Annotated in this window: 10 protein-coding genes; 3 read left to right on the top strand and 7 right to left on the bottom strand. The window is 62.1% G+C overall.

The window, feature by feature from the left end; genetic code table 11:
• The first annotated feature begins 4 nt into the window (after positions 1-4).
• Together JZI28_RS04965 and JZI28_RS04960 are read left to right on the top strand one after the other, a co-directional pair.
• Positions 5-1,102 carry a sn-glycerol-3-phosphate ABC transporter ATP-binding protein UgpC gene (locus JZI28_RS04965; protein ID WP_353399470.1) on the top strand — a complete coding sequence of 366 codons (1,098 nt, stop codon included), beginning with the start codon at positions 5-7 and terminating at the stop codon, positions 1,100-1,102.
• Complete coding sequence (locus JZI28_RS04960) at positions 1,103-2,047, top strand: ROK family protein (protein ID WP_375699426.1); 945 nt, start codon at positions 1,103-1,105, stop codon at positions 2,045-2,047.
• A 55-nt stretch (positions 2,048-2,102) separates the two neighbouring features.
• Here JZI28_RS04960 and JZI28_RS04955 read toward each other — a convergent pair whose 3' ends face one another.
• The 7 genes from JZI28_RS04955 to JZI28_RS04925 form a co-directional block, all read right to left on the bottom strand.
• Positions 2,103-6,731, bottom strand: a complete 4,629-nt coding sequence (locus JZI28_RS04955) for an amino acid adenylation domain-containing protein (RefSeq protein ID WP_375699425.1) — start codon at positions 6,729-6,731, stop codon at positions 2,103-2,105.
• Position 6,732: 1 nt separating this feature from the next.
• Positions 6,733-8,493 (bottom strand): thiamine pyrophosphate-binding protein, encoded by a 1,761-nt coding sequence (locus tag JZI28_RS04950; protein ID WP_375699424.1) that lies wholly within the window; start codon positions 8,491-8,493, stop codon positions 6,733-6,735.
• A complete protein-coding gene (locus JZI28_RS04945; RefSeq protein WP_375699423.1) occupies positions 8,490-10,310 on the bottom strand; it encodes an AMP-binding protein in 1,821 nt (606 codons plus the stop codon). Before JZI28_RS04945 ends, JZI28_RS04950 begins: the two co-directional genes overlap by 4 nt.
• Positions 10,311-10,478: 168 nt before the next feature.
• On the bottom strand, positions 10,479-11,279 hold the full coding sequence (locus tag JZI28_RS04940; protein WP_375699422.1) for an SDR family NAD(P)-dependent oxidoreductase: 801 nt from the start codon (positions 11,277-11,279) through the stop codon (positions 10,479-10,481).
• Entirely contained in the window at positions 11,279-12,217 is a 939-nt protein-coding gene (locus JZI28_RS04935) for an SDR family oxidoreductase (protein ID WP_375699421.1), read from the bottom strand. The genes JZI28_RS04940 and JZI28_RS04935 overlap by 1 nt, the downstream gene beginning before the upstream one ends.
• Positions 12,214-13,116, bottom strand: coding sequence for a bile acid:sodium symporter family protein (locus JZI28_RS04930; protein ID WP_297339225.1), 903 nt, complete (start codon positions 13,114-13,116; stop codon positions 12,214-12,216). Before JZI28_RS04930 ends, JZI28_RS04935 begins: the two co-directional genes overlap by 4 nt.
• Positions 13,113-14,459, bottom strand: coding sequence for a flavin-containing monooxygenase (locus JZI28_RS04925; protein ID WP_375699420.1), 1,347 nt, complete (start codon positions 14,457-14,459; stop codon positions 13,113-13,115). The genes JZI28_RS04930 and JZI28_RS04925 overlap by 4 nt, the downstream gene beginning before the upstream one ends.
• Positions 14,460-14,537: 78 nt before the next feature.
• On the opposite strand from JZI28_RS04925, the gene JZI28_RS04920 reads away from it, so the two are divergent.
• Positions 14,538-15,206: a TetR/AcrR family transcriptional regulator gene (locus JZI28_RS04920; RefSeq protein WP_375699419.1), complete on the top strand. Its 669-nt coding sequence runs from the start codon at positions 14,538-14,540 to the stop codon at positions 15,204-15,206.
• The last annotated feature ends 28 nt before the right edge of the window (positions 15,207-15,234 follow it).

Raw genomic sequence — 15,234 nt, 5'->3', positions numbered from 1 at the left:
TGCTATGACCCCGATCCTGGACATCCAGTCCCTCAGCAAAAACTACGGCGCGGTGGAAATCCTCAAGGAGGTCAATGTCGCCATCAACCCCGGCGATTTTCTGGTGCTTGTCGGCCCCTCGGGCTGCGGCAAATCCACCCTGCTCAATTGCATCGCCGGGCTGGAGCCGATCTCAGGCGGGTCGATCCGCATTGGCGGGCGCGACATGACCCAGGTCAGCCCCAAAGACCGCGATATCGCCATGGTGTTCCAGTCCTATGCGCTCTACCCCACCATGACGGTGGCCAAAAACATCACCTTTGGCATGAAGGTGCGCGGCATAGATGCTGCCACCCAGGCCCGCAAACTGGCCGAGGTGGCGCAGCAGTTGCAGATTGAGCCGCTGCTGGATCGTCGCCCCGGCCAGCTGTCAGGCGGCCAACGGCAAAGGGTGGCCATGGGGCGCGCCCTGGTGCGCGATCCAAAACTGTTCCTGTTTGACGAGCCGCTGTCGAACCTGGATGCCAAGCTGCGGGTCAGTATGCGATCAGAAATCAAGAAACTGCACCAGAACCTGGGCGCTACCATGGTCTATGTCACCCATGACCAGATCGAGGCGATGACCCTGGCCACCAAAATTGTGGTGATGAAGGGCGGCGTGGTGCAGCAGATCGGCACCCCAGCCGAGATCTATAACCACCCGGCCAATCTGTTTGTCGCCGATTTCATGGGCTCGCCCGCGATGAACCTGATCCCGGCGCGCACCCAACGGGCAGGCAGTGGCATCCAGATCGAAATCGCCCGCCCCGAGGGCGCCCCGATGGTGCTGCAAAGCCCGCATTCGCAAGACCTGCCTGAGGATGTCATCCTGGGCCTGCGCCCCGAAGATATCGCCGAAGCCGGGTTCCGCAGCGGTGCATCGGTTCAGGCCGCCCAGTGCCGCATTGATCTGGTGGAACCGGCCGGCGCCGACACCTATGTGGTCTCGGAATTGGGGGGCAAACAGGTCACCGCACGGCTGCATGCCGAAACCAAAGCCCAGCCTGGCACCCTGCTGGATCTGGCCTTTGATCTCGGTAAGGTGTCCTTCTTTGCGCCGGATACCGGCGAGCGGTTGAACTAGATGCGGCGTCTGGTTGCGGATCTTGGCGGCACCAATTGCCGTCTGGCGCTGAGCACGGCAGCAGGCCAGCCTTTGCAGGCGGTGCAGAGCTACCGGAACGAAGATTTTGCCAGCTTTTCAGATCTGCTGGAGCGCTATCTCAGGGATACAGAGCAGACCGCGATTACCGAGATGGTGATTGCGGTTGCCGGTCCGGTCAATGGATCTGCGGGGGACCAACATGCCCAGGTAACCAATCGCGGCTGGGATCTCTCCTCACGGGATCTGTCCCAGGACATGGGCAATATTGCGGTCTGTTTGCTAAATGATCTCAGCGCATTGGGGCATAGTCTTGCTGAGCTGTCGGAACACGACCTGGCTGAGATCCAGCCACTAAGCACGGCAGATCCCCAGGGGCAAAAGCTGGTCATCGGGATCGGCACCGGGTTTAATGTCAGCCCGGTGATTGCCACGGATCACGGCGTTGTCAGTCTGAAATCTGAATTTGGCCATGTCGCCTTGCCGCTGGATCTGTATCAGGCGCTGCAGGCGCAGATCGGCGCCAGAGCCACTGATTTTACCACCATAGAGTGCTGCTTTTCCGGCCGTGGCTTTGCGGCGCTCTATGCGGCCTGGGCACCGGAGGCCCCGCCGCTGCACAATGCCGCTGCGATCATGGCAGCCGCCTCTCACAATGATAGCGTCGCGGCCTTTACCGGGTTCTACGCAGAACTCCTGGCGCTGCTGAGCCGCAACCTCATCAAGGGGTTTTTGCCCCGTGGCGGGCTGTATTTTGCCGGAACCCTGGCCCGGAATCTGCTGACGAGCCCTGCCAAATCCGCCTTTGTGCGGGCCTATGGGCGGCCAGATCCCCAGTTCCCAGACCTGACCGCCCCGGTGTTTTGCATCCTTGATGACGGCGCTGCCTTGAAAGGCTGCGCCGGGGTTGCGCTGCCAAACCGGTGATCTCTGGCCTCCTGACCTGCATAAACCAGCCGGGGTGCCGCTACACCGCTGCCAACTACCCCACCGCCTGCTCTGCCTGTGCCCCTTGCTCTGCCCGTGGCCCTTGCTCAGCCTGCGCCCCCTGCTCAGCCTGTAACCCCTGCTCTGCCTGCGCCAGCCAGAACAACAGGTCGGGGGTGCAGTCTTTGGTGTCTTTTGCAGGTGCCAACAAAGACAAGGCCCTGTGAAACTTCCCTTGCTTGGCCAGGCAAATCCCCAAGGCAATAGAGATATCCGATCGGGTTGCACCAAGTTTATTGGCGTGCACCAACACCGCCGTTGCCTCGTCCATGCGGTCCACCTGCTGCAGGAGCTCCGCATAGATCACCTCAAGCTCACGTATCCGCTTACCGGCCAAATGAGTGCTGGCACTGGCGCGCGCTATCTCGACCTCTGCCAGCGCCGCCTGCGGGTCCTGCAACCGCAGCAACGCCTGCGCCCGTGCCCCGTGCCAGGCCAGAGCAGGAACCCCCTTGGGTGGCAGCAAGTCAGCAGTCTCGATCCAATCCGCCAGCATATCAGTGCACTCTTTCCCCATATCCAAGGCCAGCTGATCGGCAACCAAGGCCGCCCAGGGGTGGTTGGGGTGCTCTCGACTGATCCCACAGATCAGATCCAGGGCTGCCTCCGGCTCACCTTTGGCCAAAAGATGCGAGACCCGGCGCCGGTCTGCGGCTCCCGGCTGAGGCGCAACAATACAGTCCGGCGGTTGCTGCCCCAACACGGCCTGCAGGGTTGCTGCCGCCTGTTGATGCAGCATTTCGTCATGTGTGGCGGGCACCATATGAACGGCAACCTCGCCCTCGACAAAATCCTCCCAGCCTTGAGCGATCATGGCCAGCGACAGCAGGCCAGGACGATCCCCGCGTACCAGTGTCATATCGCCCGCCCAGGGGGCAAAAACATGGGCACGCCGCCGTTTTTCAGCCCGAATAGCCTCCCCGCCCCAGGTCGGATCCACCGGCCACAGTCTGCGAAACACCGGCCCATGATCGATAACCGTCAGGCTGGCAGGCGCAAACCCCAGCGCTGCAAGCTGGCGCGCGGTTTCAAATGCCTCGGCGCCGCCATAGGAAAACCCGGTCAGATGCAGCTTGGCCTCGGGATAGCTGTGATCCAGAACCCTGGCATAATAGCGCGTGTGATCCGCAAAGCTGCGCGGGGTGGCCAAGGCCGCAGCCACAGGTCTTTGCATCAAATAGCAGTTCAGGTCTTGGGGCGCCTGGGCCATCATATCCGTCAGATTTGGCCCTGTCGGCACCAGGCCGGGCAAAAAGACAAGCGGGTCAGGTCCACTGCCTGCTTTGGTGCAGACCAGGGCTTGGTGCAAATCCAGCGGCGCCGTCTTTGCCAACAGCGCCTGCAACCCTCTGGGGGTCGGGCTGGCAAAGGCCTCTGCCACCGGCAGGTGACAGCTGGTCAGCTCGCGGATGCGGGCAAGCAGGGTAATCAAGCGCAGCGAATTACCGCCGGCTGCAAAAAAGTCCTGATCGTCACTGGCGGGCGGCTGCCCCAGAGCCTGTTGCCATCCTTGCAATATGGCCGGGGCCAGCTCCGCCCTGATGCCCCCTTCTGCACCGCCTTGCCCGCAGCAGTCAGCGTTCAATTCTGGGGCATCTGCCGCATTCCGGGATGTAAAACGGCTCGCAAAGAGCGTCTTGGCACGACGCTGCAGCGCTCTGCGGTCCAGTTTGCCCGAGGAGGTCAGCGGCAGCGCATCACACTGGGCCACCAGCCCCGGAACCCAGGCCGAGGGCAGATTGGCCTGCAAGTAGCGGCGCACCGCAGTCTCTGTTGCGGCCTTTTGCGGGAGGTAAAAAGCGACCAGGATGGATTTATCGTTGATCGTGGCGGCAAACACCGCAGCGCCCGTCGCATAGTCGCTGGCCACCAGGAGATTTTCAATCTCCCCCGGTTCCACCCGCTGGCCGCTGATTTTCAACTGATCATCCAACCGCCCCGCGTAGCTGAGCGTCCCATCCCCGCGCAACCGGCCCTGATCTCCGGTGCGGTACCAGCGCTCAGGCTCTGCCCCCAGACTGGTGGCCAGCGGGAAGCTCTGCGCTGTGCGCGCAGGGGATTTGTAATAGCCGGTTGCAACCCCGGCGCCGGCGATCCAGATCTCCCCCAGACGTCCCGGCCAGACAGGCTGGCCCGAAGGATCAACCACCGCAAGACGATAGCCGGGAAAGGGTTGGCCAATCGGCGATCCAACCGGGAGTATGGAACTGTCGCCCGTGGTCTGTGGCAAGACTTCCTGCCAGGTGGAAAACACCGTGGCTTCGGTCGGCCCATAGACATTGTACAGCCGCCCCACCCGGGGCAGGATCTGCGCCGCTAACCTTGGGGGCAGCGCCTCTCCTCCTGCCAACGCCGTGAGCTGCGGCATGTCGGGCAGACCGGCCTGCAACAGCATCCGCCACAAAGAGGGCGTGGCAAAGAAATGATGCGGAGCGGTGTCGCGCAGGCACTCAACAATATGCCAGGGATCCCGGCGCAGATCTTCTTCGATCATCACCAGTTCGCCGCCGGTTCCCAGCGGCAGCAGCACCTCATAAATAATACTGTCAAAGGTGGTGGCGCTGGTCGACAGCAGCCGATCACCAGAACGCGGCGCAAACACCTGGCCCACCGCAGCCAGGTAATTGGCCAAAGCCCGATGCGGGACCGCCACGCCTTTTGGTGTGCCGGTCGAGCCAGAGGTGAACATGACATAGGCCAAATCTTCGGGGGCCAAATCTTCGGGAGCCAAACTCTCGGGCGCCAAATCTGCAAAGGGGGCAGCGGCTTTGGCGGCCTCCTCCGGTTTGAGCGCAGGGAGTTCAAGGGCCTGCGCCAAATCGGCCTGTGCGATCAGATGTTTGGGCGCCGCCTGTTGCAGGATCCGTTTCAGCCGCTCCGGCGGATCCTGCGGCGACAGGGGCACAAAGGCGCGCCCGGCCCGCAAAATCCCGATAAGCGCAGCGACAAAATCCGCCCCCCGGGGCAAAGCCAGCGCCACCAGATCACCCACAGATCCCGGGGCCTGCACAAGTGTCCGCGCCCAGGCGGCGCTGGCACGGTCAAGATCCCCGTAGCTCCAGCGCAGCTCGCCACAGCGCAGGGCGGGCTGGTCCCCATAGTGATCAAAGGCGCGGGCCAGCAGCTCTCCCACCGGCGGGCTTGGGGCGACGGCGTCACAGGAAAGCACCCGCGAACGCCCCTCCCGGGCTCTGACCTGACGCAGCAGCGCCTCAATTGGGGCCTTGGGGTCCTGCAGCCCGGCGTCCAGCGTCGCTGTGATCAATTCGACAATCCGGGCGGCAGTGGCGGCGGTAAACCGGGCGGCATTCCAGGCCAGCTCCCCCGCGCAGCCCTGCGGTGTTTTTTCCAGATTCAAAGCCAGGGGAAAGGGCGTCGCCTGGTTCGGAACAGGCCGGTAGTGAACCTCGCAGCCAGGCAACAGCAGGTTGCGGGTTGAAAACCCACGATAGTTCAACACCGCCTGAAAGCGCAGTGCCGGGGCCTGCATCTGCTCTGCCGCCACAGCGCCCCCCTGGGGGATGCCCTGCGCCAGAGCCTGCTCCAGGGTCTGCGCCAAAGCAGCCTGTTCCGCCTTACAGACCTGCGCAAACGCCGCCCCCTGCGCCAGGGGGGTGCGAATGGGCAGGGTATCGACAAAGGCGCCAAGCATCCGCTGAACCCCCGGCCCATTGCGGGTCATGGCGGTATTGCCCAGGTAAAAGTCGCGCTGGCCAGACATCTCAAACAGCGCAAGTCGAAAGGCTGCCAGCAGCACAGATATGGGCGAGACATGCAGGGATTCCGCCAGCGCCTCAAGGGCAGACCAGGTCTGCGCGCCGATCTGCAGCGGCGTGCTTTTGCCACCATAGGAAGGCTGTGTCGGCGGGGCAAAGTCAAAGGGCAGCGACAGCTCTGGCAGCGGTGCCAATGCGGCCGCGTTCTGCGCGACAGCCGCCCCCTGGGGCCGCTGTTGCAGATCTCGGGCGTAATCGGCAAAATCATAGGGGGGGCGATCCGCTTTCCCGCTGAGATTTGCACCAGTATTTGCACCAGATTTTGCACTGGAAGACTGCCCATAGAGCTGCCCCAGCTCCTCGCAGAACTGCCCCACTGACCAGCCATCCATGATCGCGTGGTGATAGACCAGATGCAGCAGCCAGACCTGATCGCCAACCCGGTAGGCCCGCAGACGCAACAGCGGGTCGGCGCCCAGATCAAAAGCCCGCAGGCTTTCGGTGGCCATGATCGCCTCAGCCTTCTTTTCCGCCTCGCCACAAGATGGCATGTCGCCAGGCTGGCGCAGATCGACCTGGGCAAAATCAGGGTCTTTCTGTTCCGAAATCGCCATCTGCAAAGCGCCGTCGCGCAGGTGCAGGCCGCAGCGCAGGCAGTCGTGCTTTTCAGTAAGGGCAATAAGCGCCTGATGGCATCTGTCTGGCTCAAAATCGCCGTCAATGCGCCAGGAACGGCTGACGTTTGCAACCCCGCAGCCAGGCGCCAGCTGATCCATGCACCAGAACCCCTGCTGCACCTTCGGCGCGGTCACCAACAGGTCGCCGGGGGGGCGGCGACGCGGACCCTTTGCCGTGGCTTTGGACCGGCTCAACAGTCGGCGACGCAGGGAGGCCCGCAGAGAAGTCATTTCAATCGCCATCCCTGACCCCGTCTATTTTTGGTTGCGGCACGTCAAAGACTTGCCCCATCGGAACCGAAATCACCGTTGGGCCTTTGGCGTTCAGCGCCTCAGCCATCGCCCTTTGAAGGTCCTGTTGTGACCGCGCGGTGATACCCCTGACACCCCAGCCCTGGGCAATTTTGGCGTAGTCCACCGCAGCGCCGTAGCGGAGGACATCCGGGCTGTCTGCCGCCAGCCAATTGTCCTGAAAGCCGCGCCCATTGATGCCCCCATTGTCAGCCACCACAATGACCAGTTTGGCCATGCACCGCTGGGCGGTTTCCAGCTCGCTTGCCGCCAGGGCAAAGCCCACATCGCCCACCAGCGCGACAACCGGACGCCCCTGGCTGTGGGGGTGGTCCTGCACCTGCAGCGCACTGCCCAGCGCAAAGGGAATGCCCAACCCGATGGTGCCATTCTGCCCCGGCGTCATCCGGGAAAAAGCCTGCTGCACCGGCCAGAAATTATGACCACTGGAAAGCGCAAGTCCGCTGTCCAGGAGTGTCACCGCATGCTCAGGCACCCAGCGTGCCAGCTGCACGCAAAGCTGGTTCATCCGGCCTGCCTCGCGGGCCGTTGCCCCCTGCTGGTGCAGTTTGGCAAACCCGCGCTGATGGGCCTGGGCCAGATCAGCGACCCAGCCCGCGCGGCCGGGGGCTGGCGTGGCGGCCTGAAGCAGGGCCAGCAGATCGTCAAACCGGGGCGCAAGCTGCGCAACTGTCACCTGATCGCCCAGCGCACTGCCGGCGCCAAAGCGCCAATCCAAATCCGCGCCACACAGCACCAAATGATCGCAGTTTTTCAACGCCTCGTCCTTGGCCAGGAACAGGCTCAGCCGATGCCCGTCCGGCAGAATGCCCCGCGCCATATCGGTGGCCAGCACCGGCAGCTGCAACTGTTCCAGCACGGCCTGCAGCGCCCCGCGTCGCTCTGGCGTCAGTGTAGAATGCCAGCGCAGGTCTTCGCCCAGGATCAAAACCGGTCTTTTGGCATGGTCGAGCTGCGCAGAGACACCAATCGGCTGGGCTGGTTTGCTGTGTCGCAGTGCCACAGGCGCGTCGTGGTGACGGGCGTTCAGCACAGTCGGACCCACCTCGACAAAGACCGGCCCGCAGGGCTCGGTCTGCGCCTGTTCAAGCGCCCGTGTGATCCCCGCAAAAAGCCCGTCGCGATCGCGCAGCTGCATCACAGCCTTGCAACAGGGCGCAACCGCCCTGGCCCCGTCAAAGTTTTGGAACATGCCAAAGCTTTGGAACATGGCCCCGCCCTGATCGCCGCCCGCCTCAGCGGGGGCTGCCTGCGCCTGCGACGGCTCAACCACCCCGCCAATCAACAGCATCGGCCAGTGATTACTCTTGGCATCCGACAGGCTGGTAATGCAGTTGGTCACCCCCGGACTGGGCGAACATATCGCCACCGCGCAGAGCTTGCCTGCTTGGAAATTATGCGCCAGGGCGGCACTTAGCGCACCAAACTGGCTGCGGCAGCCAATCACCGTCAGCCCGGTGTCAACACAGGCCCCCAGCGTGGCGTACATCGGATTGCCCGGCAGGGAATAGACATGGGTGATCCCGCCGGATTTGAGCGCCGCAGCGATGGCCAGATGGCCATTGGGAGCAAGGCGGCGAGCGAGCCCCTGGCGCAGGGCGCCTTGCCGCCTCTCGCGGCCACCCCCGCCTGTTGTTGCCCCAGCCGCGTCTTTCACACCGTCTTTCACACCGTCTTTCATACCGTCTTGCACACCGGAGCGTCAGCGTCAGGCGCGGCCAAACCACTCAAGGCCTGCTCCAGCTGCGCAATCTCCTGCTCAGACAGCAGCCCCAGCACGTATTCCGACAGGCCACTTGGTGTCGGGTGGCGAAAGATCACCGTTGGCGGGATGTAACAGCCCAGCAGCTCGCCCAGTGTGACCGAGAGCTGCACCCCAAGAATGGAATTGCCACCGCAGTTGAAGAAATTATCATCCAGCCCCATACGCTCCAGGTTGAGAACCTCGGCGGTGAATTCGCACAGGATGATCTCTACCGCACTGCAAGGCGCCCGAAAGCCACTGGTGAAATGCGACTGCAACGCCTGCCACATCTGCAGCCGCTGCCGTTTGCCCGTCGCCCCGACGGGAATGGCATCGACCACTGCGATCTGGCTGGGGACCTTGTAGTCGATCAGCCGGGCAAACAATTGGGTGCGGATTGCCTCCGGGGTGAGATCTGCGTCGTCGCCCAGGCAGACTGCCGCCACAAGATCCTCACCAAGGCTTTGATGTGGTTGCGCAAAAACCACTGCATCGGTGATGCCGTCGATTTCGAGCAGAGCCTCGTCGATTTCGCGCGGAGAGATCTTTTGCCCGCCGCGATTGACCAGCTCCTTGCACCGCCCGGTGAGGGTCAGGTAGCCCTCATCGTCCAGCTGCCCCAGATCACCGGTCCAGAAACCGCCCTGCTGGAAGGCTTCGCTATTGGCCTGTGGGTTTTCCAGGTATCCCGGCGTCACCCCGCCGCCCTGGATCACCACATTGCCTACGGTGCCCGCCGCCAGGGGCTGGCCCGCATCATCCAGAATGGCAATGCTGGTGCCCCGCGCCAGGCCCACTGTGCCGGGTTTGCGTGTTCCGGGCGGCAGCGGGTTGGAGGCGATCTGGTGGCTGGCCTCGGTCATGCCATAAGCCTCGATGACCGGGACCCCAAGACAGCGCTCCAGCCGGGCGATGACCGACGCGGGCAAAGGTGCCGAAGAGGAGCGCATAAAGCGCAGCCTGTGCGACAGCGGCGCCGATCGCTTTTCCAGGTGCTGGATCAAGACCAGATGCATGGTCGGAACCGCAGAAAACCAGGTGGCCTTGTGGCGTATCAGATGGTCGACAAACCGCTCTGGCTGGAATTTTCCACCCAGGACAACGCGGCCCCCCGAAACCAGCGCGGCCCCGAGGCAGGCCATCAATCCATGGATATGAAACAGCGGCATGGCGCAGAGCGAGGTATCCTGATCGCTCAGCTCCAGCGACTGGGCGATATTGCCGCAGGAGATCGCCAGATTCTCCTGGCTCAGCTGCACCATCTTGGGGCGCGCCGTGGTGCCGGAGGTATGCAGGATAAGCCCCGCTGCGCCGGGCTCAGACATGGCTGGCAGATCGGACCCCGGCGGGGGGGACTGAAACAGCGCGTCATCAAGCGTCAGGCTGGCAAGACCCGCAGCGGCAACTGCGGCATGGGCTGCGGCGCTGGCGCCCTCTCCCAACAGCACCAATCCCGGCTTGAGATCCTTGAGATAAAACAGAAATTCTTCGGTGGTGTAGTCAGGGTTCAAAGGCGCCGCCACATGGGCGTGCAGGCAGGCCAGAAACCCCAGCGTTGCATGCCGGGCCAGCGGAGCAATGATGGCCACAGGAGCAGCCGGCGCGCAGCCCGTAGCGCCGATGCGCAAAATGACCTGATCCAGTGCCGCAAGACAGCGCCCGCCGGTCAAGGGGCCCATCTCGTCGCAAATCAGCGCAGGCTGGTCCATGCGCTGCAAAAGCCCAGCGCGCAATTGTGCTCCAAAATGTACCACAGCCCCCCCAAATTTAACGATGCAATGCCGCAGGACGAAGAAATAAATTGAATAAAATTCTCCTATTCGCCGTACCTTGAAAAATCAAGAGATCCGTTCCTAAACCCGTGTTTTGTGTTAACTTTGGTTAACAACTGGGCCGGGATGGTCATAGTTGCGCCAGTTGATCTACTGTTCTTTTGCAGGGCCTGCGCCGATCTTTCGCTGCATCAGCCATTCAAAAAGCCCCGGCGACACTCGATTGATGATCGAGGACAATCGCGCCACCCGCCCCACGGGGATGACGCTTTTACCCCGCTTCAGCCCCTTAAGGATCTCTGCAGCGGCCTCTTCGGGGGTCATGTAATCCACCCCGTCCACCGCCGACCCTGGGCGGGCAATGCCATTGGTTTTGGCCTCGGACCGGCCAATATTGGTCGCCACAAAACTGGGCGCGGCGATTGCCACCCGGACCCCGTATGGCTTTTCTTCGCAGCGCAGGGATTTGAAGAACCCCTCCAGCGCGTGTTTGCTGGCGGCATAGGCGGTGCGGTGCAACAGCGGGCTAAACCCGGCAACCGATGAGATCGCCAGATGGGTGCCCTTGGCCCGGCGCAGGTCCTTGAGCAGGGCCTGGGCCATTTCCGTGGCCGCAAAGTAATTGATATCAAACACTTTGCGATGCGCCTCTGGGCTCAGATCGGCGCAGGCGCCAATCCAGGTGATGCCCGCATTATAGACCACCAGATCAATTGAGCCCTGATCGTCACGGATCTGCTCACACAGCGCGCCCATGGCGGCGGCATAGGTCAGATCACAGCCAATGATTTGCCGCCCCTTCACTGCAGGCAGGGCCGCAAGCGCAGGTCCCGGCAAGTCGATCAAAACTGTAGACCAGCCCGCCTGCCGCAACCCGGCATCCAGGGCCAGGCCCAGCCCCCCTGCTCCGCCGGTGATAATAGCCGTTTTGTTGTGGTTCCCGTTTGTCATCACAGCCCCGCCGCCTTTTGCCACAACGCAAAAACCTCGGCGCTGGTCAGATCCGGCACATAGCCAAACCGCGTCTTCAGGGCGCTGTTATCCAGCACCGGACGATATTGCAGGAACCGCACCTGAGCCGGACCATAGCGCGACAGTTTCAAAGGATGAGCGATGGCCAGCGCCACCTTAAGCCCCCAGGCCGGCAGGCGCAGCACTGGTTTATTCATCGCCCGCGCCAGATCCGAAACCCCCAGCGCCCCGTCGCCGGCCACGTTGAAGATCCCCGGCGGCCCCTCTGCCACTGCCCGTTTCAGAATCCGTGCCAGATCGCGGGTCCAGATAAAAACAAAGGGACTGTCACAGCCCGCAATGGCCAGCAGGCGTGGTTTGTGAAACAGCGCGGTGATTTGGTTCTCCAGCCCCGCCCCCAGAACGGTCCCAACCCGCAGCACCACCTGCTCCAACGCAGGGGTCTCGGCGCGGGCTGTCGCCAGCATTTCTTCGACCTGGCGCTTATGGTCCGAATAGGCGAACTCGCGGTTGCCCCGGACGGGATCGCTCTCAGTCAGTGGCTGCGCATTGTCCGCATGATAGCCATAGGCCGCCCCGGAAGAGGTCACCACCAGACGTTTGACCCCGTGGCTCACACAGGCCGCCAACACATTACGCGAGCCAACCACATCGACCGCCTGGGCAAAATCACGCGTCGTTGGCGCAACAATGGAGGCCAGATGGATCACCACATCCGGGCGCTCTTGCCCGATCAGCCGATCAGGATCATCGCCGCGCACATCCAGCGGTTCAAACCGGATCCCCGCAGGCAGAACTGCCGGCGACCGTATATCTGTCGCCACCACCTCATAGGGGCTGCCCGCGTCCTGCGCCAACGCGTGCAGCAGGGCCGAGCCAACATCTCCTGCCGCGCCAGTGATCAGAACCTTTGTCATCGTCTTGCCTCCCGCCGGGACATGATTTGGGCCAGGCAGAGACCGGACACCGCGTGCCAAATCCCCCAAAGTGCCGCCACCACGGCCATGCCGCCCAGACCGTTAAAAAAGCCAAAGATCAGCACCAGCCCCAGGCCCGAGTTCTGAATGCCGGTCTCGATGGTGATGGCACGCCGATCATAGTCGCTCAGCCCCGCCAGCGAAGCGGTGCCATAGCCCGCAGCCAGCGCGATGGCGTTATGCAGCACCACCAGCCCGCCCACAAAAGGCGCAAACTGCAGAAAGAAGGCCCAATTCGCCGCAAGCGCCAGCACCACAAAGGCCAGAAAGATCAGCATCGACAGGTTCTGCATTGGCCGCCGCACCCGGTCGGCCAATGCCGGGCGGCGACTGTTGAGAAAGATCCCCAGCACCAGCGGCAGCACCAACATCAGCGACACCGTTATCGCAATCTGCACCGGGTCAATCTCCACCCGGTTCAAAATCTCTCGCGTCGGCGCGTAAAGCTGGCCCCAAAAGGCGATGTTGAGCGGGGTGATAAGGATCGCCCCAACGGTGGCAAAGGCGGTCATCGACACCGACAGCGCCGCGTTACCCCCGGCCCGATGGGTGATGAAGTTTGAGATATTGCCACCCGGACAGGCGGCAACCAGGATCAGCCCCAGCGCAATAGAGGCCCGAGGCTCCACAATAAGCACCAGCAAAAAGCTCAGCGCGGGCAGCACGATAAACTGCGAAATCAACCCGGTCACTACAGGTTTGGGAGCCCGTGCCAGTCGGGCAAAGTCGCTGGGCTTGAGATCCAGCGCGATGGAAAACATCACGATGGCAAGAATGGCGTTCATCACCATCAAGCTGGCACCGCTGAAGTTCAGAACAACTGTATCAAGATCGGTCATGCCCGCCCCCCGGTCAGGGCCGCGATCCAGCCGGTGACGGCCTTGCGGTAGGTTGCCTTGTCCACGTAATAGGCCATACGCGCCAGTTTCAGGTAGTTCATGCCGCCGGTTGCCCGCTCAAACCCTGCGGATTTTTCCCGTTTCAGCTGCGCCGCCCCCGCAGAGCCATCCCGCAGCCCCTTGATATAGCGCGCCACCATTTCCGCCTGTTCATGGCGCCCCTGCCAGCCCAGCCCCGAGGCCTCGACCATGCCCAGCATAAACAGATCGTCGCGTTTGGGATGCATGCAATTGAGGTAGAGATGTGGTGCCGCGCCTTGCCAGTTCAGCAGCTCTTTGTCGATAAAAGGGTAGTGCAGCAAATAACCGGTGGCGGTCAGGATCATGTCATACTCCGCCTGTGAGCCATCGGTAAAATGCACCGTTTTGCCATCGATATGGTCGATATCAGGGCGCACAGTCAGGTCGCCGTGGCCCGCATGAAACAGGATCAGCGAATTCACCACCGGGTGGCTCTCATAGAGCGCATAATCCGGTTTGGGAAAGCCGTATTTCTGCGGATCGCCAACAAACCATTTCAGGATCATCCCATCGACCCGGCGCTTTAGCCACATCGGCAGGCGAATGGCACCGCCCATGGTATCCGCCGGCTTGCCAAAGACGTATTTGGGCACAAAATAGTATCCGCGCCGCATCGAGATATCGCAGCTCACCCCGTGATGAATGGCATCCACGGCAATGTCGCAACCGGAATTCCCAGCCCCGACAATCAACACCCGCTTGTCGGCAAACTGGCGCGGGTCGCGGTACTGGGCCGAATGGATCTGCTCCCCGTCAAAGTGACCTCTGAAGCTGGGTAGATTGGGTTCTGCCAGAGTGCCATTGGCGATCAATACGCCGGCAAAGACCGCGCTGTGCTCCTGCCCCTCGCCATCGCGCCAGGTCACGCGCCAGCCATCGCCGCTGCCCCCCAGGGGATCACAGGACAGCACCTGACAGTTAAAAGCGTAGTCTTTGTAGAGATCATAGTGACGGGCAAAATCGCAAAAATAGCGGCGCATTTCCCAGTGCGAGGGGTATTCAGCAACATCTTCGGCCATTGGAAAGTCGTGAAATTGAGTCATCTTTTTGGACGAAATCAAATGCGCGGTTTCATACATGGTCGATTGCGGCGCATCGATGTCCCACAGCCCCCCCACGTCCGAATGCAGCTCGAACCCCTGAAAGGGAATGCCCTGTTCTTTCAACAGTTTTGCCATGGCCAGCCCCATGGGCCCCGCCCCAATCAGTGCAAACCTATCCGCCGCGACGCTTTCTTGCGCCGCGCTTGTCTGTGCCGTCATCATTTTTCCTCCCTGGTGCGCCATCAGGCGCTCTTTTAGATTGAACGACCGTTAAAATTAGGGCAAGATATTTCTGCCATGACCGAAAAAGTGAAAGAAAATCAACGACAACGTGCGCCGAGCAAGCGCTCTTTGGCGACTCGTGAGCGCATTTTTGATGCCGCAGAGCAGCTGTTTTCAGAGCGTGGGTTTGAAGGGGCTTCGATTCGTGACATCGCCCGCGCCGCCGATGTGCAGGGGGCCCTGGTCAATCATCACGGCGGCAGCAAAGAGGCGCTGTTTGCCACTGTGGTCACCCGGCGGGCGCAGGAACTGGCCCGGCTCAGACAAGATGCCCTGGCCTTAGCCAAAACCGAAGGTCCGCTCACCCTGCGCCGGATTCTGACCTGCTTTATTGCGCCTTTCATCGACAAGACCCTGAACGGCGGCGCCGCCTGGTCGGCCTATGGTCGGCTGATCGCCCATGTCTCGTCGGATGTGCGCTGGCAGCATATTGCGCAGAGCTGTTTTGACCCAACCGTCAGGGTCTTTCTTGCGGAGATTGCAGCAATCCTGCCCGAGAGCTCGCAGCAAAAGATCAGCACCCATTTTGTCTTTATGGTCTCTGCAATGCTGTCCCTTTGCACCTCGCGCTGGCGAATTGCAGGCCTCGCAGACAGCGAACCCCCGCAGGATGCAGCCAGGGACCTGGCTACGGATCTCACCGCGCACTTGTTGGCCTTTTGCGAGGCGGGATTTAGATCCTAGGGCCAGGCACCCGGCCCCACACAACGCG

Origin of the sequence: Pseudophaeobacter sp. TrK17 (genome assembly GCF_042192375.1) — a bacterium.
In the GTDB taxonomy this organism is placed as follows: Bacteria; Pseudomonadota; Alphaproteobacteria; order Rhodobacterales; family Rhodobacteraceae; genus Pseudophaeobacter.
This window is presented reverse-complemented; position numbering and strand designations above follow the sequence as displayed.

What these genes read in the sequence shown, in the direction of transcription:
- JZI28_RS04935 (WP_375699421.1), bottom strand. Translation starts at nt 12,217, where the DNA reads ATGACAAAGGTTCTGATCACTGGCGCGGCAGGAGATGTTGGCTCGGCC.
- JZI28_RS04950 (WP_375699424.1), bottom strand. Translation starts at nt 8,493, where the DNA reads ATGAAAGACGGTGTGAAAGACGGTGTGAAAGACGCGGCTGGGGCAACA.
- JZI28_RS04930 (WP_297339225.1), bottom strand. Translation starts at nt 13,116, where the DNA reads ATGACCGATCTTGATACAGTTGTTCTGAACTTCAGCGGTGCCAGCTTG.
- JZI28_RS04965 (WP_353399470.1), top strand. Translation starts at nt 5, where the DNA reads ATGACCCCGATCCTGGACATCCAGTCCCTCAGCAAAAACTACGGCGCG.
- JZI28_RS04925 (WP_375699420.1), bottom strand. Translation starts at nt 14,459, where the DNA reads ATGACGGCACAGACAAGCGCGGCGCAAGAAAGCGTCGCGGCGGATAGG.
- JZI28_RS04940 (WP_375699422.1), bottom strand. Translation starts at nt 11,279, where the DNA reads ATGACAAACGGGAACCACAACAAAACGGCTATTATCACCGGCGGAGCA.
- JZI28_RS04955 (WP_375699425.1), bottom strand. Translation starts at nt 6,731, where the DNA reads ATGACTTCTCTGCGGGCCTCCCTGCGTCGCCGACTGTTGAGCCGGTCC.
- JZI28_RS04960 (WP_375699426.1), top strand. Translation starts at nt 1,103, where the DNA reads ATGCGGCGTCTGGTTGCGGATCTTGGCGGCACCAATTGCCGTCTGGCG.
- JZI28_RS04920 (WP_375699419.1), top strand. Translation starts at nt 14,538, where the DNA reads ATGACCGAAAAAGTGAAAGAAAATCAACGACAACGTGCGCCGAGCAAG.